Source organism: Micromonospora sp. NPDC048930 (genome assembly GCF_043197935.1).
GTDB lineage: Bacteria > Actinomycetota > Actinomycetes > Mycobacteriales > Micromonosporaceae > Micromonospora.
In genome coordinates this window covers 73,793-93,479 of sequence record NZ_JBICUB010000016.1, presented here as the reverse complement: position 1 = coordinate 93,479, position 19,687 = coordinate 73,793, and the positions used below count along the sequence as shown (strand labels likewise).

Here is a 19,687-nt window from a genome sequence, read left to right as displayed (position 1 = left end):
CAGGGCAGTGAGGGCGCGGTCGCCACCGGCGGCCGCGCCCTCACGAGCATCACCAGGATGATCGCCGGCCCGAGGCGGGGTCCGGGTGTTGGACCACGGCGAGCGTCACCGCATCGGTCGGGCACGGACGGTGTGCGATGTGGTGGGTCTGAGTAGCCCACCGCGTCGCACGGTCGCCAGGGAGGTTTGATGGGTAGGGCGGAACAGGTCACCCCGCCGCTCGCCGGACACGGCGAAGGGCCGGTGTGGTGCCCGGCCGACCAGCGGCTGCGCTGGGTCGACATGCTGGTCGGGGACATTCTGGCGCTGGACCCGGCCACCGGGGTGATCGTCCGCCGGCACGTCGCCCCGCTGGTCGCGGCGCTACGTCCACGATCCGGCGGCGGGCTGGTCGCCGCCGTCGAGCGGGGCTTCGCGCTGCTGACCGAGGACTCGGTGGAGCTGCTGCCCGAGATCTGGTCGAACCCGGCGATCCGGATGAACGACGGCGGGTGCGACCCGCTCGGGCGCTTCTACTGCGGCTCGATGGCGTACGACGGTGCACCCGGTCGGGGCGCGCTGCACCGGCTCGGCCCGGACGGCGCGGTCGAGACCGTGCTGACCGGGATCAGCGTCTCCAACGGGCTGGCCTGGACCCGGGACGGCACGACCGCCTGGTACGTGGACTCGGCCACCCGCCGGATCGACACCTTCGCCTTCGACCTGGCCACGGGCGAGTTGCACGACCGGCGGCCGGTGGTAGCGGTGCCGCCCGACCGGGGCACGCCGGACGGACTGTGCGTCGACGCCGAGGGCGGTGTATGGGTCGCCCTGTGGGACGGTGCAGCCGTCCACCGGTACGCCCCGGACGGCCGCCTCACGGCCGTGGTCGAGCTGCCCGTCCGGCGCCCCACCGCGTGCGCGTTCGGCGGCCCCGACCACGCCGACCTCTACATCACGACGTCCCGCCAGGGCCTGCCGGCCCACGACCGCTCCCCGGCGGGAGCATTGTTCCGGATCCGACCCGGGGTGCCCGGCTTCCCCGCCTACCCGTTCGTGGCCTAGACGTGTCCGGCCGATCATCCGCTGGCTGCTGCCTGCTGGCTGACGACGGTTCGCCGACCTACGAGGGCGGCAGGTGGGTGCAGTGGGCAACCGTGGCATCGTCAGGGACCCGGGCATCGGGGCCGCCGGCGGCGCGGGCTTCGGCCTGCCGGACGCGGCGGATGACGTCAGCCGGCCCGTGCGCGCCGAGCAGTTCCAGCACGCCGGGCCAGTCGGTCAGGCCGTACGGGCTGACGATGCGGCTGGCGCCGTTGCTGAGCAGCGCGACGCTGTTCAGGTCACGGAGGGGCAGGCTGCCGGTCACCGCTTCCTCCGCCGCGTGCGGATCATCCTTCGCGATCCAGTAGCCGCCCGGCTGGTTCCGGCGGGCACGCAGCGCCTCGACGCAGGAGTCCCGGATGCGGTCGTACGCCGGGGTTCCCCTGGGCACGCCGTCCAGGGGCGCGGCGCAGATGCGCCTGGCGGTGACCTCACGCTCGTCGGTGATGACCTGCGGGCCACCGCGGACCTGGTCGAGGACGAGGTAGGAGTCCGCGAGCAGGAGATGGTCCAGGCGGCCCCGGTGGGCGCGGACGATCAGCACGGTTGCCTGCGGGCTGCCGGGGTTCGTGATGTCGCAGGTGCGGCGGTGATCGGCGGCTACCTCGTCGATCGTGGCGGCGAGGATCGCCGCGAGGTCCCGCCCGTCGTCACGCGACAGCCGGCCGAGCAGCGCACCGCCGAGGCGGTGCGTATACCAGGCGACACCGTGGGAGCAGATGGACTCGGTGCCCGGGATGCCGGCGCCGTCCAGCAGCACGGCAGCGCCGGGAACGGCCCCGGCGAAGTCCTCGTTCGGCTGGCCGGCCTTGCCGGCGCTGGTCGCCATGCTGACGCGCACTCATCTGCTCCCGGGTCAGGGACGGCAGGGATGACGATCGACGATTCCGGTGAATCCCGCAACAGGTCGCTGCCCACGATAAGAAGGGTTCTGATCCCCTCCCGCGGGTGTCGGGCATGGCATGCTCTCGCCGTGGCCACCTATGACGTCGCCCTCGTGCTGCTTGTCGATCCGTCAGGAGCGGTGCTCCTGCAGCACCGCGACGGAGATGCGGCCGCGTCGCCGAACCAGTGGAGCCTGCCGGGCGGCCATGTCGAGCTCGGCGAGTCGCCTGAGGAGGCGGCCCGCCGCGAACTGCGGGAAGAGACCGGTTTGGCGGCGGGCGAGCTGCGCCCGCTGTGGAGCGGTCCGCGTCCGTACGAGGCTGGTTTCCCGCACGCGGTGACGGTCCACGTGTTCGGTGGCACCACCGGGGCCCGGCAGGAGGACGTGGTGCTCGGCGAGGGACGGGCCATGGTGTTCGTCCCCCGGGACGAGGTGTTCGACCGTGAGCTGGCGGTTTCCTCCGCGCTGGTGCTGGCGCGGCATCTCAAGGGCAGGTGAGCTGGTCAGCTGTTCCGTGGGAAGCCGAGGTTCACTCCGGCGTGGGACGGGTCGAGCCATCGGCTGGTGACCACCTTGGATCTGACGAAGAAGTTCACTCCCTCCGGCCCGTACGCGTGGGCGTCGCCGAACAGTGAGTCCTTCCAGCCGCCGAACGAGTAGTAGGAGACCGGGACCGGAATCGGCACGTTCACGCCGACCATGCCGACCTCGATCTCGTTCTGGTACCGGCGGGCCGCGCCGCCGTCGTTGGTGAAGATCGCCGTGCCGTTGCCGTACGGGTTGGCGTTGACCACCTCCACGGCGGCGTCGTAGCTGGGCAACCGCAGCACCGAGAGCACCGGCCCGAAGATCTCGTCGGTGTAGATGGACATGTCGGTGTCGACGTGGTCGAAGAGGGTGGGCCCGAGCCAGAAGCCGGCCTGCTCACCGTCGATCGGGTGGTTCCGTCCGTCGACCACCAGACGCGCCCCCGCCGACTGGCCGGCGTCCAGGTAGGACACGACCCGGTCGCGGTGGGCGCCGGTGACCAGCGGTCCCATCTCGCAGCCCGGGCGACGGCCGTCGCCGACGTGGAGGGCCGCCATCCGTTCCCGGATCTTGCCGACCAGTTCGTCACCGACCGGGTCGACAGCCACCACGACGGAGATGGCCATGCAGCGCTCGCCGGCCGAGCCGAAGCCGGCCGAGACGGCGGCGTCGGCGGCGAGGTCGAGATCGGCGTCGGGCAGGACGACCATGTGGTTCTTCGCGCCACCGAGCGCCTGCACCCGCTTGCCGTGACGGGTGCCCGTCTCGTAGACGTAGCGGGCGATCGGAGTGGAGCCGACGAAGGAGACCGCCTTGACCGTCGGGTGCGCCAGGATCCGGTCGACCGCCTCCTTGTCGCCGTGCACCACGTTGAACACCCCGTCCGGCAGCCCGGCCTCCGCGAACAGCTCCGCGAGGAAGTTCGCCGCGGACGGGTCCTTCTCGCTCGGCTTGAGCACCACGGTGTTGCCGCACGCGATGGCGTTCGGCACGAACCACAGCGGCACCATGGCCGGGAAGTTGAACGGGGAGATCACGCCGACCACGCCGAGCGGCTGCCGGATGGAGTACACGTCGACCTGGGTCGAGGCGTTCTCGCTGTACCCGCCCTTCAGCAGTGACGGGATCCCGCACGCGAACTCGACGGCTTCCAACCCGCGCTGGATCTCCCCCGCGGCATCGGACAGCACCTTGCCGTGCTCCGCAGTGATGATCTCGGCAAGGTCGGCCCGGCGGGCGTTGAGGAGTTCCCGAAATGCGAACATCAGGCTCGTCCGCTGCGCGAGGGACACGGCACGCCACCGGGTGAACGCCTCGCACGCGGCGGCGACGGCCTCGTCGACAACGGCGGCGGCCGCGAAGTCGACCTGGCCGACGACCTGACCGGTGGCGGGATCGTAGATGTGGCCGCTCCGCTCGGCGACACCGTGCCACGGCTTGCCGCCGATCCAGTGCGTGGTCCTCATGGTCCCTGCACCTCCTTGGCCACCGCTTCGATCGACTGGGTGAGGATCTCGAGCGCCTCGTCCGCCTCGGCCGGGGTCAGCGTCATCGGCGGTGCCAGGCGGATGACGTTGCCGTACAGGCCGCCCTTGCCGACGAGCAGTCCCCGTTCCCGCGTCTCTTCCAGCAGGGCGACGGCAGCCGCCGGGTTGGGCGCGCCGTCGGGCCCGACGAGCTCCAGCGCGATCATCAGGCCCTTGCCGCGGACGTCGCCGACCACGGGATGCGCCGCGGCGACCGCACGCAGGCCGTCGAGCAGGCGGCTGCCCAGCCGCCCGGCGTTGGCCTGGAGGTCGTGCTCCAGCAGGTAGGTCAGCGACGCCAGCGCGCCGGTGGTGGCGAGCGGGTTGCCGCCGAAGGTGGAGATCGAGTTGGCCCCCAGGCAGTCCATGAGGCCCGCGCGGGCGACCACGCCGCCGATCGCGAGACCGTTGCCCAGTCCCTTGGCGAAGGTGATGGCGTCGGGTACGACGTCGTGCGCCTGGATCCCCCAGAAGTGCTCGCCGGTGCGGCCCCAGCCGGTCTGCACCTCGTCGGAGACGAGGAGGATGCCGTACTCGTCGAGCACCTTCTTGAACTCGCCGAACAAACCGTCCGGAGGGGTGGTGAAGCCGCCGACCCCCTGGATCGGCTCGACGATCATGCAGGCGACGTCGCCCGCCGTCGTCGTCTCGATGATGTCGCGGAGGTCGGCGACGCAGGCCTTGATGTAGTCGGCGTCGGACAGGTCGCGGAACGGGCTTCGGTAGCGGTAGCCGCCATGCACCCAGCTGACCTTGATCGGGCTGAGCGCGCTGGCCGACCAGCCGCGGATGCCGGTGATCGCCACGGTGGCGAAGGCACGGCCGTGGTAGGAGTTGCGCAGCGCCAGCACCTGTTCGCTGCGGCGGTGCTGTGTGGCGAGCATCAGCGCCGTCTCGTTCGCCTCGGTGCCGGAGTTGGTGAAGAACACCTTGGCGTCCGGGATGCCGGAGAGCTCGGCGATCTTCTCCGCGAGCTCGACCTGCGACTTGATCAGGTAGAGCGTGGAGGAGTGCAACACCCCGGTGTCTATCTGCGCGCGGAGGGCGTCGCTGATCTCGGCCACGTCGTAGCCGATGGCGTTGGTGAGGATGCCGGCGAAGAAGTCGAGATAGGTCCGTCCCTCGCGATCGGTCACCCGGCGACCGTGGGCGGTGGCGATCTCGATCGGCTGGTCGTAGTACAACGCCAGCCAGTTCGGCAGTACGGACCGGTGTCTGGCCAGCAGCTCGCGGTGCGCCATCGCGTCCTCCCGTAACTCGTCCCCAGGGCGAGTGTGGCGGCAATCGTTGTCCAACCGCTACGCACAACCTGTACCGCTGTGGTCGCCGCCCCATTACGTTGTGTGCAATCCCACCGTCGGGAGGCGCGATGTATCCCTCCGTCGCAGAAGCCATCGCACTGCCGGTGATGCGGCGCGCGAAGCCGCAGGTGGTGGCCGGCTCCGCCGGCATGCAGGGCCGGGTCCGCTGGGTGCACGTGGCGGAGGTCGCCGACATCGCGCACCTGCTGCGCGGCGGGGAGCTGGTGCTGACCACCGGCATCGCCCTGCCGGACGAGCCGGCGGAGCTGACCAGGTACGTGGACGACCTCGCCGCGGTCCGCGCCGCGGGGCTGGTGATCGAGCTGGTCCGGCGGTGGCACGACCGGCTACCGGAGGCGCTGGTGGCAGCGGCCAACCGGCAACGGCTCCCCCTGATCACGCTCGCCCAGGAGACACCGTTCGTGTCGGTCACCGAGGCGGTGGTGGCGCTGATCGTCGACGCGCAGCTGGCCGAGCTGCGGGCGGCCGAGCAGGTGCACGAGACGTTCACGTCGCTGACCGTGGCCGGCGCGGAGCCGGCCGAGGTGCTGCGCGAGGTGGCCCGGATCTCCGGCCTTCCGGTCGTGCTGGAGACGCTGGGGCACGAGGTGCTCGCGTACGACGCGGCCGGCAAGGATCCGACGGAGCTGCTGGCCGACTGGGGTCAGCGGTCCCGGTCGGTGGCGGCGCCCGAGCGGACCGCCTACGACGAGGAGGCGGGCTGGTTGGTCACCATGGTCGGCGCGCAGGGCGCCGACTGGGGACGTCTGGTGCTGCTGTCGCCGGATCCGCCGCCGCATCGGCACGTGGTGGTCGCGGAACGGGCCGCATCGGCGCTGGCGGTGCACCGGCTCGTCGCGCGTGACCGGGAAAGTCTGGAGCGGCAGACGCACCGCATGTTGCTGGCGCAACTGCTCGGTCAGGCGGTGCCGCCTCCGGACCTGGCCGCCCGGGCGGCGGCCCTGGGGGTCAGCCTCGAGCGGCGGCAGCTGGTCGGAATGGCGGTCCGGCCCGCCACCGTGACGCCACGCGCCCCCGCGCTGGCCACCCAGGAGGTGTTGCGCGACCTCGCGGAGGCGACCGCACTGGCGGCCCGGCGGGTGGCCGTGCCGGCCCTGGTGGGCGTGGTGGACGACACGAGCGTACGCGCGTTGTTGTCACTGCCCGCGCAGGCCGGGGTCGACGCGGTCCTGCGCCGGTTGGCCCGGGAGGTGCACCGCTCCGCGGCCGGTCCGGTGCTGGTGGCGGTCGGCACCACCGTGTCGCACGTCGCCGAGGTACGCCGCAGCCTGGGCGAGGCCGCCCATGTGGCGGGGGCGGCGCTCCGCTCTCCCGGCACGCAGCTCTACCACCGGCTGGACAACGTCCGCCTGCGCGGCCTGCTGCACCTGTTGCGCGACGACGAGCGGGTCCGGGCGTTCGCGGACCGTGAGCTGGGACCGCTGCTGGCCCGGGACGCCAACCATCGCAGCCGGCTCGTGGAGCTGTTGCGTTGCTTCTGCGAGCAGGGCGGGAACAAGTCGGCGGCGGCTGCCGCCGCGCACGTGTCGCGTACGGCGTACTACCAGCAGCTGTCGCGGATCGCGCAGGTGCTCGGGGTGTCGCTGGAGGACCCGGAGTCGATGCTCTCCCTGTACGTGGCGCTGCTCGTCCACGAACTCGACGACGCCTGACGCCGTTCCGGCCCTGGTAGGCGGCCGGAATCGATCCACCGCGCCGATTGACAGGTTCGGGCGGGCATGCCCGTGGACAGAGTGTGCCACGGCCCTCGCAAGCGTGGACACTTTGCCACTGCCATGGCGGGTCCGCGACACCCACCATTCCGAGATAAAGATCGTGCTGATCCGCCCTCATCCGCAGCACGCGCGCCGGTTGCCCGGGCACTGTTGCGGCAGTGCAACAGGGAGGTGACCGATGGCCGTTGAACCCCTGCCCTCCGAAACCACCGCCGTCGAGCCGGGCACACAGATCACCCATCCGGATGGCCGAGTCGAGCTACGCGATTTCTCCACCATCGCCGACAGCCCGTACTTCAACGAAGAGCTCGCTCCGGTGCCGATCGAGAAACGCACCTGGACCACGTACAACTTCGCGGCGCTGTGGATCGGCATGGCGCACAACATCCCCAGCTATCTGCTCGCCGCCGGGCTCATCCAGCTCGGCATGAACTGGGTGCAGGCGTTCCTCACGATCACGCTGGGCAACCTGCTCGTCCTGATCCCGATGCTGTTGAACAGCCACGCGGGCACGAAGTACGGGATCCCCTTCCCGGTCTTCGCCCGCGCGTTCTACGGGGTCCGGGGCGCCAACCTCGCGGCCCTGCTGCGCGCCTTCATCGCGTGCGGCTGGTTCGGCATCCAGACCTGGATCGGCGGCGAGGCCATCTACGCGATCGCCGGCAAGCTGCTGGGTTCCTGGTGGGTCGACGCGGCCACGGTGATGGACTACCCGTGGACGCTGTGGGCCTCGTTCTTCCTGTTCTGGGTGATCGAGATGGCGATCATCTGGCGGGGCATGGACACCCTGCGACGCTTCGAGAACTGGGCCGCGCCGTTCGTCATCGCGGTCGCGGTCGCCCTGCTGATCTGGGTGCTGGTCGAGGCGGGCGGGTTCGGCCCGATCCTGTCCGAGCCGTCGAAACTGGGCTGGGGCGCCGACTTCTGGAAGCTGTTCGCGCCGTCGCTGATGGCGATGGTCGCGTTCTGGTCGACCCTGTCGCTGAACATCCCCGACTTCACCCGGTTCGGCGGCAGCCAGCGGCAGCAGGCGTACGGCCAGATCCTCGGCCTGCCCACCACGATGTCGTTCTTCGCCATCCTGTCGATCATGATCACGTCGGGCACGGCGGTGATCTACGGCGAGGCGATCTGGGACCCCATCCAGCTCGCGGCGAAGTTCGAGAACCCGCTGGTCGTCGCGCTCGGCCTGTTCACCGTGGTGGTGGCGACGCTGTCGGTGAACGTGGCGGCGAACACGGTCAGCCCGGCGTACGACTTCTCCAACGCCGTCCCCCGGTTGATCAGCTTCCGGACCGGCGGCCTGATCACCGGCGTGCTCGGCATCCTGATCCAGCCCTGGCGCCTGGTGCAGGACCCCAACATCTACATCTTCGTCTGGCTCGGGTTCTACGGCGGTCTGCTCGGGGCGGTCGCCGGGGTGCTCATCGCCGGATACTGGGTCCGCAACTCCACCCGCCTCAAACTGCCCGCCCTCTACCGCCCCGAGGGGCGGTACTGGTTCTCCGGTGGCTGGAACTGGGCCGCCCTCGTCGCCACGCTCGTCGGTGCCCTCCTCGCGGTCGGTGGCGCCTATTCCGCGCCCGGCAAGGGGCCGTTCCCGTCCGACGGGCTCATCCCCTTCCTCAAACCGCTCTACGACTACAGCTGGGCCGCCGGTCTGATCGGCGCCTTCCTCGTCTACCTGGCGCTGACCATGTCGCGCGCCGGCCACGCAAAGGGGGAGCAGTGATGAGCAGCATCGTCCGAGCCGGGCTGGTGCAGCAGAAGTGGACCGGCGACAAGGAGTCGATGATCGCGAACGCCGTCGACGCGATCCGGCGCGCCGCCTCGCAGGGCGCGCAGGTGGTCTGCCTGCAGGAGCTGTTCTACGGCCCGTACTTCTGCCAGATCCAGGACGCCGACTACTACTCGTACACCGAGGCGATCCCGGACGGGCCGACGACCGTGTTGATGCAGGAGATCGCCGAGCAGCACGGCGTGGTCCTGATCGTGCCGATGTACGAGCAGGAGCAGCCGGGCGTCTACTACAACACCGCCGCGGTGATCGACGCCGACGGCACCTACCTCGGCAAGCACCGCAAGAACCACATTCCGCAGGTGAAGGGTTTCTGGGAGAAGTTCTACTTCCGGCCCGGGAACCTGGGCTATCCGGTGTTCGACACCGCCGTGGGCCGCATCGGCGTCTACATCTGCTACGAACGGCACTTCCCGGAGGGCTGGCGGGCGCTGGGCCTGGCCGGCGCGAAGATCGTGTTCAACCCCTCCGCCACCAGCCGCGGCCTGTCCGAGTACCTCTGGCGCTTGGAGCAGCCGGCCGCCGCCGTGGCCAACGAGTACTACGTCGGCACGATCAACCGGGTCGGCGTGGAGCCGTTGGGCGACAACGACTTCTACGGGCAGTCGTACTTCGTGGACCCGCGCGGGCAACTGGTCGGCGACGCGGCGTCGGACACCGAGGAGGAGGTCGTCGTGCGCGACCTGGACATGGACAAGCTGGCCGAGGTCCGTGACCTGTGGGCGTTCTACCGCGACCGCCGGCCCGAGACGTACGAATCGCTGGTGAAGCCGTGAGCATCGTCATCCGGAACGGAACAGTGGTCAACGCCACCGGTGCGTACCCGGCGGACGTGCTGGTGGAGGGTGAGCGGATCGCGGCGCTCGCGGCGCCGGACTCGGGCCTGGCCGAGCAGTGGGCCTCGGGTGCCGACCGGGTGATCGACGCGGCCGGGAAGTACGTGGTGCCGGGCGGCATCGACGGCCACACCCACATGGAGATGCCGTTCGGCGGCACGTTCTCGGCCGACACCTTCGAGACCGGGACGACCGCGGCCGCCTGGGGCGGCACGACGACGATCGTGGACTTCGCCGTACAGGCGAAGGGCACGTCGCTGCTGTCCGCGCTCGACAAGTGGCACGGCAAGGCCGGCGGCAACTGCGCCATCGACTACGCGTTCCACATGATCATCTCGGACGTCAACGACACGTCGCTGAAGGAGATGGAGGCCTGCATCGACGCGGGCGTCAACACGTTCAAGATGTTCATGGCGTACCCGGGGGTCTTCTACGCCACCGACGGAGAGATCCTGCGGGCGATGCAGAAGGCCCGCGACACCGGGTCGATGATCATGATGCACGCGGAGAACGGCATCGCCATCGACCAGCTCATCCTCCAGGCGCTGGCCAACGGCCAGACGGACCCGGTCCAGCACGGGCTGACCCGGCCGCCCGAACTGGAGGGCGAGGCCACCTCGCGGGCGATCACACTGGCGAAGGTCACCGGCTCGCCGCTGTACATCGTGCACCTGTCCGCCGCGCACGCCCTCGACGCGGTCACCCAGGCCCGCGACACGGGCCAGAACGTGTTCGCCGAGACCTGCCCGCAGTACCTGTTCCTGTCCTTGGACGACCTGGCCAGGCCCGACTTCGAGGGCGCGAAGTACGTCGCCTCTCCCCCGCTGCGTCCGAAGGAGCACCAGGCGGAGCTGTGGCGGGGGCTGCGCACCAACGACCTGTCCCTGGTGTCCACCGACCACTGCCCCTTCTGCTTCAAGGACCAGAAGGAGTTGGGCCGGGGCGACTTCTCCAAGATCCCGAACGGGATGCCCGGCGTCGAGCACCGGATGGACCTGCTCCACCAGGGCGTCGTACGCGGCGAGATCACCCTGGCGCGCTGGGTGGAGATCAGCTCCACCACGCCCGCCCGGATGTTCGGCCTCTACCCGCGCAAGGGCGTCATCGCCCCCGGCGCGGACGCGGACATCACGGTGTACGACCCGACGGCGCGGCAGACCATCTCCGCGCGCAGCCACCACATGAACGTGGACTATTCGGCGTACGAGGGCATGGAGCTGACCGGGAAGGTCTCCACCGTGCTGTCCCGCGGTCAGGTCGTCGTCGACGACGACACCTTCCATGGCGCCGCCGGGCACGGCCGGTTCCTGAAGCGCGACCTCTGTCAATACCTGGTCTGACCAAGGAGTAGCCGTGGACTTCGGTGTCGTACTGCAGACCGACCCGCCCGCGCGCGACGTCGTGGCGGGCCTCACCGCGGCCGAGGACAACGGGTTCCGATACGGGTGGACGTTCGACTCCTGCGTGCTGTGGCAGGAGCCGTTCGTCATCTACTCGCAGGTCCTCGCCGCGACCAAGCACCTGATGGTCGGGCCGATGGTGACCAACCCGAGCACCCGCGACTGGTCGGTCACCGCGTCGCTGTTCGCCACCCTCAACGACATGTTCGGCAACCGCACCGTGTGCGGGATCGGCCGCGGCGACTCGGCCCGCCGGGTCATCGGCCAGCCGCCGGCGAGCCTCGCCACCCTCAAACAGGCCATGCACGTGATCAAGGAGCTGGCCGAGGGCCGCGAGGCGGAACACCACGGCACGCCGGTGCGCATCCCGTGGGTGCGGGACGGCCGGCTGGAGATCTGGATGGCCGCCTACGGACCGAAGGCGCTGCGCCTGGTCGGCGAGCAGGCCGACGGCTTCATCCTGCAGACCGCCGATCCCGACATCGCCCGCTGGACGATCGGCTCGGTACGCGACGCGGCCACCGCCGCCGGCCGCGATCCCGACTCGATCACCATGTGCGTGGCCGCGCCCGCCTACGTGGGCACGAACCTCGCGCACCAACGGAACCAGCTGCGCTGGTTCGGCGGTATGGTCGGCAACCACGTGGCCGACCTCGTCGCCCGCTACGGCGACTCCGGGGTGGTGCCGAAGGCGCTGACCGACTACATCAAGGGCCGCGAGGGCTACGACTACGCGCACCACGGCCGCGCCGGCAACCCGTCGACCGACTTCGTGCCCGACGAGATCGTCGACCGGTTCTGCCTGCTCGGCCCCGAGTCGGCACACGTGGACCGGCTGCAGGAGCTCAAGGAGATCGGGGTGCACCACTTCGCCCTCTACCTCATGCACGACGACAAGGAGAAGACCCTCTCCTCGTACGGCAAGGACGTGATCACACAGGTCTGATTCCCCGGCCTCACTCTGCCCGTCATCGGCGAGGTACGCGGACCGGGCCGTCATGCCGGCCGCGGGACAGCCACGCCGCGAGCTTGCGACGAGGCCGGGTCAGACGGCGCCGCGCCGGCGGTAGCGGGCCATCTTGTCGCGGCTGCCGCAGACCTCCATGGCGCACCAGCGGCGGCTGCCGGCCCGCGTGGTGTCCAGGTAGAGCAGCGTGCACGTGTCGCTGGAGCACTCGCGCAGGCGGTCGGCGTGGGGGTCGCCGAGCAGGTCGACGCCGTCGCGGGCCACGAGCGCCAGCAGCGAGCCGGCGCTGGGCTCCACGAGACGTTTCGCCGAGCCGTCGGCCGTGAGCTGGACCGCGGGTGGCGCCTTGGCCGCCCAGCGGTTCACCACCTCGATGGCGCGCCGGTCCGGCGGCTCCTGGCAGACTCGGCCACGCATCAGCCGGTAGAGGGCCTCGCGCAGCGCACGGGCGCCGCGGAGGGTCGGGGCGGACACCGGCACGGTGAGGTCGGTCAGCCCCGCCGCGATGAACCAGCGCGCGAGATCGGCCGGGGCGGGGATGCGTTCGACGCTGGGGTCGCGCCACCGCAGGCCGTGGGTCGCGGTGAAGTCGACCGAGACCCGGCCGCCGACGAACCGGAACGCCGCCGCATCCTGAAACACCACTCGATGATACCGGTTCAACCGGTAACCCAGATCACTCCATCGACGCTGTCGCGTTACCGGCTCGACTAGTAACGTCTCGGCGCATGAGGATTCTTGTCGTCGGGGCGGGCGCGACCGGAGGCTACTTCGGCGCCCAGCTCCAGCAGGCCGGCCGGGACGTCACCTTCCTCGTCCGCCCGAAGCGCGCCGACGTGCTCCGCGAGCGTGGGCTGCGAATCACCGGTCTGGGGCCCGAGACCGTGCTCACGCCCCGGCTGCTCACCGCCGACGAACTCGACGGGCACTACGACATCGTGCTCGTCTCGGTGAAGGCCACCGCGCTACCGGCGGCGATCGACGACGTCGCCGCGGCGGTCGGCCCGCGAACCACGGTGATCCCGTTCCTGAACGGCATGGCGCACATGGACGCGCTGAACGAGCGGTTCGCCGTGGACGCCGTGCTCGGCGGCGTGGTCCGCGTCCTCACCACGCTCGACGCCGAGGGTGACATCGTCCGGCTGGGCACCCTGGCCGAGATCGTCATCGGTGAACAGCAGGGCGGCACGTCGCAGCGCGTCGAGCAGGTCGCCGAGGTGCTGTCCGGCGCGGGCTTCGACTTCGCCGTCTCGCCGGACATCCGCCGTGCCATGTGGCACAAGTGGGTCTTCATCAGCACGGTCGGTGCCCTCAACACCCTGGTACGCGGTTCGGTCGGCGACGCCGTGGCGGTCCCCGGAGGCGAGCGCCTCGGCCCGCAGATCGCCGCCGAGGCCGCGGCCGTGGCGGCAGCGGCCGGCTATCCGGTGCCGCAGCAGGCCCTCGACAACGTCCAGGCCTTCGTGACCCGGCCCGGCTCGGCCGACACCGCCTCGCTCTACCGGGACCTGATCGCCGGGCAGCCGACCGAGGCCGAGCAGATCTTCGGCGACCTCACGGCGCGGGCCCGTGCGCTCGGCGTACCCACTCCCCTGCTGGATGCCACGACGGTGGCGTTGCGCGTGCACGAGCAGCGCGTCGCCGGCGGATAGCCTGCCGCCATCCAGGCTCGGCCGCCGCCCGGCCACGTCGGTCACCCCCACGCGGCGGAAGACGCTGCGGAAGGGCCTCGTCTTCGACCAATCCGGTTACCGCGCTCCGCGTGATTGTGGCTGCCGTCACCTGGCCACGCTGTCACAGGGATCGGGTTGCCGGCATCTCGTGTTCGTCCACCGCAACACGACGAGAGAGGACGGGGTCATGGACGCCCGGTTCAACCTGCTCGACAACGAGATCGCCGTCAAGTTCGCCAAGCGGTTCGCCAACGCCGGCCTGGTGATCCACCAGTCGCCGCTGCCGAGGTCCACGCAGGAACTGGTGTCGCTGCGCGCCAGCCAGATCAACGGCTGCGGTTGGTGCATCGACATGCACACCAAGGACGCCGCGGCCGCCGGCGAAACCGCGGTCCGGCTCAACCTGGTCGCCGCCTGGCGCGAGTCCACCGTGTTCACCGAGGCCGAGCAGGCCGCGCTGGCGCTCGCCGAAGAGGGCACCCGGCTCGCCGACGCCCACCAGGGCGTGTCCGACGAGACCTGGGCCCAGGTGCGCAAGCACTACGACGACGACCAGATCGCCGCGCTGGTCGCCCTGGTCGCTCTGATCAACGCGGCCAACCGGCTCGCCGTGATCGTGCACCAGAAGGGCGGTTCGTACGAGCCCGGCATGTTCGCCAGCATGACGAACTGATCGGCAGGCATTTTCGGGCCCGGCCCGGGATCATTCGATCCGGGCCGGGCCCGCGCATGCCCGGGCGCAGTCCCGGAAAACCTCAGTCCCCGGCGGGACCGGCAGCCGTGACGATCGAGACGGGCGTGCCAAGTTCGACGGTACGGGAGACGGTGCAGAGCCGGTCGTGCGACTGCTGCAGCGACCGGGGCAGCGCCTCGCGCGCCCGGTCGCCGTCCGCGCCCGCCGGGAACGTCACGGTGAACTCGACCTTGAGGTTCTGCATCCGGTTTCCGCCGGCCTCGTCCCGGATCTTGTCGCCGGTGACCTCGACGGAGAACTGGGTCGGCTCGGCGCGGCGGCTCGTGATGTGGTCGACGTCGATCGAGGTGCAGCCTCCGATGGCCGCCAGGAGGAGTTCCACCGGCGTGAAGCTGGCGTCCTCGCCCGCGCCCATCGACATCGAACCGCCGCGGGCATTCCGCACGACGTACTTTCCCACGCTGGTGCGCTCGATCTCGACCGAGCGGAAGGTGTCCTCACTCATGACAGGGAAGCTACCCAGGTCGTCCGGTCCCCGCGCCGGCGGCCCTGGCCGGCGGTGGGTGGGCGGAGTCTCCCGCGATGACCGGTCACGGAGCCGTCCGAGTCCGCGACCAGGCGGGGCTCGTCGTCGGCGACCTGGGAGAAGTCCCCACACCGTAGGTTGTGACCGTGATCGGCGACCACATTGCCATGCGTGATTCCGCCCTCGTACGCTCGCGATCCACGCTCAAGTCGGGGGAACGACATGCGGCGAGTCCTCGTCACCAACGTCACGCAGTATGCCGGGCCGGGTGCGGTGGGCAGCCTGTTGCGCGCGGGATGTGAGGTGCTCTGTCACGATCCGTTGTTCTCCGACCCGGCCCAGCGGACCCGGTACGAGAGCGAGCACGCCGGCGCGCGGTGCCTCGCCGCGGTGGACCCGGAGGAGATCCACGCGGCCGTGACGCGAGACGGTGGAACGGTCGACGCGCTGGTGTCCAACGACGTCCATCCGATCACCCGTCATGCCGTCGAAGACCTGCCACTCGACGACCTGCGGGCCACCTTCGAGGCCGTCCTGGTCTTTCCGGTACGGCTGGCGCAACTGTTCCTGCCGGTGATGAGGGCACGCGGCACCGGCGCGTTCGTCTTCGTCACCTCGGCACGTCCCCGACGGCCGGAGCCCGGCTTCGCGACTCCGACGGCGATCCGGGCCGGCACCACCGCGTTCGCCCTGGCGCTGGCCAGGGAGGCGGCCCCTGACGGCATCCAGGTCAATGTCGTGGCTCCGAACTACCTGTACAGCGAGATGTACTACCCCCGGGCCAGGTTCGTCGACGATCCGGCCGGCCGGGAACTGATCGTGCGGACCGTGCCGGCCGGGCGGCTCGGCGAGCCCGAGGAAGTCGGGGAGCTCATCGCCTTCCTGGCCTCCGGACGTTCGCCGTTCACCACCGGCCAGGTCATCGATTTCACCGGGGGCTGGCCGTAGGCCGTTCGCCCGACGGCGGGGTCCATGCCTTGATCATCCTGGACGCCAGGGTCCGATAGCGGTCACGGAGACGGCGTGAAACCGACGCACTGGATTTTTCCCCTGAGGTCCGGGTTCAGTAGTCGAACGTCCGTAGCCACCAGGGGAGTTGGGGATGGGTCCGGCCAGCCGTGGAGGCGATCGAGCACGCGTAGCTGTCGCATTGTCGAGGCGGACAAGCGACGCACATCGAGCCGAGCCTTGACTCTGTGTGCGGGCCAGGGAGCCTGCGGTCGTCGCCGGTGGTGACGTTGGAGGGTGGCTCGGACGGCGGCAGGAGGCCGACGGGGCATGCGCACTTCCCGAAACGCGGTCGCCGTCCATCATGTGGGTTCAACCACCCCGTGTCCAGGCCGCCCTGGTGCACTGTTTGGGCGCTGCTTCATCGCGTGGTCAGAGCTATTCACGGCCTAGAAGCTCCCTCCGGTCACCGAGCGCCGGCTGAACCGTCTATCGTGGAGGCCCGAACCGCCGCCGAGGGGAGACCGTTGTGTCGGGTAGTGGTGCGCAGACCGAGGAGGTCGCGCCGCCAACCGTGGATACCACCATCCCCCACTCCGCCCGGGTCTATGACTGGTGGCTCGGCGGCAAGGACAACTTCGCGGTCGACCGGGCCATGGGCGAGGCCATGATCAAGGCGATCCCGACGCTGCGGCAGATGGCCTCGGAGAACCGCCGCTTCGTGCACCGGGTAGCGCGTCATCTTGTTGCCGACCGGGGCATCCGGCAGTTCCTCGACATCGGCACAGGTATCCCCACCCGCCCCAACCTGCACGAGATCGCCCAGTCGATCGCACCCGACACCCGGGTGGTGTACGTCGACAACGATCCCATCGTGCTGGCCCATGCCCGGGCGTTGATGATCAGCACGAAGGAGGGTCGCAGCAGCTACATTCACGCTGATCTCCGCACGCCGGAAGCGATCCTCGCGGACGCCACCCTCGTGGACACCCTCGACCTCACGAAGCCGGTGGCGCTCACCCTCATCGCCGTCCTCATGCTGCTCAGCGACGACGACGCTCCGCAGGCCAGGCTGCGGACCCTGATGGACGCCCTGCCGTCCGGCAGCTATCTCGCGATCAGCCACCCCACCCAGGACTTCAATCCGGAGGAGATGAGCGCCGCGGTCGCGGCGGCCACCCACGGCGGCATGACCCTGGTTCCGCGTACGCGGGAAGAGATCGAGCGGTTCTTCGACGGCTGGGAGCTCATCGAGCCGGGGATGGCGCCCGTGATGGCCTGGCGGCCCGACGGTGAAGCTCCCGCCGATCCCTACGCCGCGTACTACTGGGCCGGGGTGGCGCGCAAACCGTAGACCCCTCGGAATGCGCCACCCGCGACCGTCTCACCGACGGGAGCCGCCTACGAGCTGGCGCTGGCCTCACCGGCGCGGCAATCCCCGGCATCGCTGAGCGTCAGACCGCGTCGCCGAGCGCCAGGCAGACGTTCTCCTCCTCGCCCACGGCAACGGCCATCCGGCGGGTGCCGGAGCCGTCGAACGCGATCACGTGCAGCCCGTTGAGGATGTAGTAGCCCCGCGGATAGCGGTCCTCGGCCCGGAAGCCGAAACCGGCCGGGCCGACGATGGAGTAGCGCAGCCAGCTGCCGTCCGGACGGTAGTCAGCGGCTCCCGAGCCGCCGGCGTCCCGCCGCGCGGTCTCTCCGGTGTCGGCGTTGACGAAGTCACGTCGGGCTGCTCGACCCCTCCACCGTGGAGCGGCTACGCATGGCGGCCCGCGAGGACCCGGCCGCCGCCGAGGGCGCCCTCGCGGAGACCAGAGCCCTGCGAACCGCACTGTACGACGCGCTTCTGACACCCGGCGACACCGCCGCGTTCCGCGCCGTTGCGGAGGCGGCGCAACGCGCCGCCGCCACCGCGACACTGCACGCCGACGGGTCCGGGATCGCCCGCTGGGTCCTCCCCCGGGACGCCGGCCTCACCCTGCCGTTCCTCGCCTGCGCTCAGGCCGCCGCCGACCTGCTCTGCACGGCGCAACGCACCAAGGTCCGCGCCTGCCCCGGCGACGACTGCGGATGGCTCTTCCTCGATCCCCGCGGCCGGAGGCGTTGGTGCAGCATGGCGGTCTGCGGCAACCGCGCCAAGGTCCGCGCGTACGCCAACCGCCGGTAGGCTGTGCCGCCACGTCGGCCATCAGATCGGCAGCCCACCCGGGACCTACCGCCGGACCTTCCGCCCGTGACCCGCCGCCGGCTGCTCCCGGCGGCGGGTGTACACCTCGGCGTCGTACCGGGTGGCCGGGGCTCGTGCCGGTCTAGTTGACGCCCTCGTCGTGCGGGACGGTGACGGTGACCGTGCAGCCCACCGGCCGTCCGATCTCGTCGTGGCCGGCGTAGGTCAGGTGGTACACCCGATCCCCGCCGTTGCCGGCCCGTTCGGCCCGGAGCTGGCCGCTGGTGTCCGGTGTCCCGGTGGCGAAGCCGCTGACGTCCGCGGCGTCACCGCCGGTCACGGCGGTCAGCGCGAACGCGTTCGGGCCGAGCACGCCGTCGCGCAGGTCCACGGTGACGTTGACGTCGACCAGTTCGTGGTTCGGTGGCCACAGGACCGGCCGGTCCGCCGCGCAGTCCAGCTGCCGTACCGGCAAGGGGTCGGCCAGGGCGGCGGTGGCGTGTCCGATGGTCGCGGTGAGCCGGCCGCCGGCCTCGTAGTACATGTGCGCGGTACGCCCGTCGAAGTAGAACGTCGGCGCGGCCGACCGGCCGAGGTCGGGCGCGACGGACATCGAGTCGTGCACGATGCCGAGGTGGATCTCCTGGTCGAAGTCCTCCCCGACGTCCACCGCGTGCATGTTGCCGTCGGCGGCGTGGTAGATCACCAGGTTGCGGTCGTTCCAGCGGAGGAAGAACGGCCCGGAGGCGTTCGGGCCCTCGTCGCCCTCCGGGGTGACGATCGGTGCGGGCTGCATGCTCCAGTTGCGCGCGTCGTTCGAGACGGCCCAACGGATGCGGCGGGACACCGGTCCGGTGGGGCCGGGCGCCCCGCCGGTGGGGTTGTCCATGAAGAGCATCAGGTAGCGCGTGCCCAGGCGGGGCACGGACTGCTCGAACACCCGGGCGTAGGAGGTTTCGCCGCCGGTGGTCTCGTTGCGGCTGACGGCGGTGCCCCCGTAGCTGAAGTGGATACCGTCGTCGGAGGTCGCGTACCGGGTGATCGAGTTCTCGCCGTGGAAGTAGAGGAAGAGCTTGTGCTCGTCCTCGATCCACACGGCGTGGGGTGAGGAGATGTGGCTGACCGTGGAGTAGTGCGGCAGCCAGGTGTTGCTGATCAGCGGGTTGGCGTCGTACTCGGTCCACGGACCGTCGATCGAGTCGGCGTACGCGAGGGCGATCCCGCCGGGACGCTCGTGCGGCGCGTAGTAGAGGTAGTAGGTGCCGAGCGGGTTCGGGAAGTAGTCGGCGGCCCGGATGACGCTCGGGAAGATGAACTCGTTCGTCGGGTTGTAGGCGAGCGTGCTCTTGTCGAACGCGGTGCCCGCGTAGGTGAACCGGGGGAAGTCGAGGCCGGGATCGGCGGCGGCCGGTGCGGCGCCGGCCATGGCGACGACGAGCAGGCCGGCACCGGCGGTCGCCGCGACAGCGCGTCGGGTTGAGGGGGCGGGTGCTCTGGTCATGCGTCTTCCTCTGCTGTCGGTGGGATCGGGCGCTGCGCCGGCCTCGCACGGACGGTGCCGAGCGACGCGCGGTGACTCTCGGTAAGAGCGCAGGGGTCATCGACCGCCGGGGTC

General features: G+C 70.5%; 18 protein-coding genes. 12 read left to right on the top strand and 6 right to left on the bottom strand.

Annotated features, from left to right (window positions below):
• The first annotated feature begins 189 nt into the window (after positions 1-189).
• Complete coding sequence (locus ACGFI9_RS30825; protein WP_393183526.1) at positions 190-1,044, top strand: SMP-30/gluconolactonase/LRE family protein; 855 nt, start codon at positions 190-192, stop codon at positions 1,042-1,044.
• 58 nt (positions 1,045-1,102) lie between these two features.
• On the opposite strand, the gene ACGFI9_RS30820 is transcribed toward ACGFI9_RS30825, so the two are convergent.
• Positions 1,103-1,924 (bottom strand): hypothetical protein, encoded by an 822-nt coding sequence (locus ACGFI9_RS30820; RefSeq protein ID WP_393183524.1) that lies wholly within the window; start codon positions 1,922-1,924, stop codon positions 1,103-1,105.
• A 132-nt stretch (positions 1,925-2,056) separates the two neighbouring features.
• On the opposite strand from ACGFI9_RS30820, the gene ACGFI9_RS30815 reads away from it, so the two are divergent.
• A complete protein-coding gene (locus ACGFI9_RS30815; protein WP_393183522.1) occupies positions 2,057-2,467 on the top strand; it encodes an NUDIX domain-containing protein in 411 nt (136 codons plus the stop codon).
• Positions 2,468-2,472: 5 nt separating this feature from the next.
• Here ACGFI9_RS30815 and ACGFI9_RS30810 read toward each other — a convergent pair whose 3' ends face one another.
• Both ACGFI9_RS30810 and ACGFI9_RS30805 read right to left on the bottom strand, forming a co-directional pair.
• On the bottom strand, positions 2,473-3,963 hold the full coding sequence (locus ACGFI9_RS30810) for a CoA-acylating methylmalonate-semialdehyde dehydrogenase (protein ID WP_393183521.1): 1,491 nt from the start codon (positions 3,961-3,963) through the stop codon (positions 2,473-2,475).
• Positions 3,960-5,264, bottom strand: a complete 1,305-nt coding sequence (locus ACGFI9_RS30805; protein WP_393183519.1) for an aspartate aminotransferase family protein — start codon at positions 5,262-5,264, stop codon at positions 3,960-3,962. Before ACGFI9_RS30805 ends, ACGFI9_RS30810 begins: the two co-directional genes overlap by 4 nt.
• Positions 5,265-5,392: 128 nt before the next feature.
• Between ACGFI9_RS30805 and ACGFI9_RS30800 the strand changes: the two genes are divergently transcribed.
• The 5 genes from ACGFI9_RS30800 (at position 5,393) to ACGFI9_RS30780 (ending at position 12,040) form a co-directional block, all read left to right on the top strand.
• Positions 5,393-6,997 carry a PucR family transcriptional regulator gene (locus tag ACGFI9_RS30800; protein WP_393183517.1) on the top strand — a complete coding sequence of 535 codons (1,605 nt, stop codon included), beginning with the start codon at positions 5,393-5,395 and terminating at the stop codon, positions 6,995-6,997.
• 241 nt (positions 6,998-7,238) lie between these two features.
• Complete coding sequence (locus ACGFI9_RS30795; RefSeq protein WP_393183516.1) at positions 7,239-8,792, top strand: NCS1 family nucleobase:cation symporter-1; 1,554 nt, start codon at positions 7,239-7,241, stop codon at positions 8,790-8,792.
• On the top strand, positions 8,792-9,634 hold the full coding sequence (locus ACGFI9_RS30790) for a nitrilase-related carbon-nitrogen hydrolase (protein WP_393183515.1): 843 nt from the start codon (positions 8,792-8,794) through the stop codon (positions 9,632-9,634). Before ACGFI9_RS30795 ends, ACGFI9_RS30790 begins: the two co-directional genes overlap by 1 nt.
• Complete coding sequence (gene hydA / locus ACGFI9_RS30785) at positions 9,631-11,034, top strand: dihydropyrimidinase (protein WP_393183514.1); 1,404 nt, start codon at positions 9,631-9,633, stop codon at positions 11,032-11,034. The genes ACGFI9_RS30790 and hydA overlap by 4 nt, the downstream gene beginning before the upstream one ends.
• 13 nt (positions 11,035-11,047) lie before the next feature.
• A complete protein-coding gene (locus tag ACGFI9_RS30780; protein ID WP_393183512.1) occupies positions 11,048-12,040 on the top strand; it encodes a TIGR03842 family LLM class F420-dependent oxidoreductase in 993 nt (330 codons plus the stop codon).
• Between the two features lie 99 nt (positions 12,041-12,139).
• Here ACGFI9_RS30780 and ACGFI9_RS30775 read toward each other — a convergent pair whose 3' ends face one another.
• Entirely contained in the window at positions 12,140-12,703 is a 564-nt protein-coding gene (locus ACGFI9_RS30775) for a CGNR zinc finger domain-containing protein (RefSeq protein ID WP_393183510.1), read from the bottom strand.
• Between the two features lie 86 nt (positions 12,704-12,789).
• Between ACGFI9_RS30775 and ACGFI9_RS30770 the strand changes: the two genes are divergently transcribed.
• Positions 12,790-13,713, top strand: coding sequence for a ketopantoate reductase family protein (locus ACGFI9_RS30770; RefSeq protein WP_393183508.1), 924 nt, complete (start codon positions 12,790-12,792; stop codon positions 13,711-13,713).
• A 208-nt stretch (positions 13,714-13,921) separates the two neighbouring features.
• A complete protein-coding gene (locus ACGFI9_RS30765; RefSeq protein ID WP_393183506.1) occupies positions 13,922-14,407 on the top strand; it encodes a carboxymuconolactone decarboxylase family protein in 486 nt (161 codons plus the stop codon).
• Positions 14,408-14,489: 82 nt separating this feature from the next.
• On the opposite strand, the gene ACGFI9_RS30760 is transcribed toward ACGFI9_RS30765, so the two are convergent.
• Positions 14,490-14,933 (bottom strand): OsmC family protein, encoded by a 444-nt coding sequence (locus tag ACGFI9_RS30760; protein ID WP_393183504.1) that lies wholly within the window; start codon positions 14,931-14,933, stop codon positions 14,490-14,492.
• A gap of 243 nt (positions 14,934-15,176) precedes the next feature.
• Between ACGFI9_RS30760 and ACGFI9_RS30755 the strand changes: the two genes are divergently transcribed.
• The 3 genes from ACGFI9_RS30755 (at position 15,177) to ACGFI9_RS30745 (ending at position 18,072) form a co-directional block, all read left to right on the top strand.
• Positions 15,177-15,902 carry an SDR family oxidoreductase gene (locus ACGFI9_RS30755; RefSeq protein ID WP_393183502.1) on the top strand — a complete coding sequence of 242 codons (726 nt, stop codon included), beginning with the start codon at positions 15,177-15,179 and terminating at the stop codon, positions 15,900-15,902.
• A 529-nt stretch (positions 15,903-16,431) separates the two neighbouring features.
• On the top strand, positions 16,432-17,256 hold the full coding sequence (locus ACGFI9_RS30750) for an SAM-dependent methyltransferase (RefSeq protein ID WP_393183500.1): 825 nt from the start codon (positions 16,432-16,434) through the stop codon (positions 17,254-17,256).
• 411 nt (positions 17,257-17,667) lie between these two features.
• Complete coding sequence (locus ACGFI9_RS30745; protein ID WP_393183498.1) at positions 17,668-18,072, top strand: CGNR zinc finger domain-containing protein; 405 nt, start codon at positions 17,668-17,670, stop codon at positions 18,070-18,072.
• A gap of 142 nt (positions 18,073-18,214) precedes the next feature.
• Here ACGFI9_RS30745 and ACGFI9_RS30740 read toward each other — a convergent pair whose 3' ends face one another.
• The gene (locus tag ACGFI9_RS30740) at positions 18,215-19,573 is read right to left on the bottom strand and encodes a hypothetical protein (RefSeq protein ID WP_393183497.1); all 1,359 of its coding nucleotides are present in this window, start codon (positions 19,571-19,573) and stop codon (positions 18,215-18,217) included.
• Positions 19,574-19,687 lie beyond the last annotated feature (114 nt).

What these genes read in the sequence shown, in the direction of transcription:
- ACGFI9_RS30825 (WP_393183526.1), top strand. Translation starts at nt 190, where the DNA reads ATGGGTAGGGCGGAACAGGTCACCCCGCCGCTCGCCGGACACGGCGAA.
- ACGFI9_RS30810 (WP_393183521.1), bottom strand. Translation starts at nt 3,963, where the DNA reads ATGAGGACCACGCACTGGATCGGCGGCAAGCCGTGGCACGGTGTCGCC.
- ACGFI9_RS30805 (WP_393183519.1), bottom strand. Translation starts at nt 5,264, where the DNA reads ATGGCGCACCGCGAGCTGCTGGCCAGACACCGGTCCGTACTGCCGAAC.
- ACGFI9_RS30800 (WP_393183517.1), top strand. Translation starts at nt 5,393, where the DNA reads ATGTATCCCTCCGTCGCAGAAGCCATCGCACTGCCGGTGATGCGGCGC.
- ACGFI9_RS30795 (WP_393183516.1), top strand. Translation starts at nt 7,239, where the DNA reads ATGGCCGTTGAACCCCTGCCCTCCGAAACCACCGCCGTCGAGCCGGGC.
- ACGFI9_RS30790 (WP_393183515.1), top strand. Translation starts at nt 8,792, where the DNA reads ATGAGCAGCATCGTCCGAGCCGGGCTGGTGCAGCAGAAGTGGACCGGC.
- ACGFI9_RS30770 (WP_393183508.1), top strand. Translation starts at nt 12,790, where the DNA reads ATGAGGATTCTTGTCGTCGGGGCGGGCGCGACCGGAGGCTACTTCGGC.
- ACGFI9_RS30765 (WP_393183506.1), top strand. Translation starts at nt 13,922, where the DNA reads ATGGACGCCCGGTTCAACCTGCTCGACAACGAGATCGCCGTCAAGTTC.
- ACGFI9_RS30760 (WP_393183504.1), bottom strand. Translation starts at nt 14,933, where the DNA reads ATGAGTGAGGACACCTTCCGCTCGGTCGAGATCGAGCGCACCAGCGTG.
- ACGFI9_RS30755 (WP_393183502.1), top strand. Translation starts at nt 15,177, where the DNA reads ATGCGGCGAGTCCTCGTCACCAACGTCACGCAGTATGCCGGGCCGGGT.
- ACGFI9_RS30745 (WP_393183498.1), top strand. Translation starts at nt 17,668, where the DNA reads ATGGCGGCCCGCGAGGACCCGGCCGCCGCCGAGGGCGCCCTCGCGGAG.
- ACGFI9_RS30740 (WP_393183497.1), bottom strand. Translation starts at nt 19,573, where the DNA reads ATGACCAGAGCACCCGCCCCCTCAACCCGACGCGCTGTCGCGGCGACC.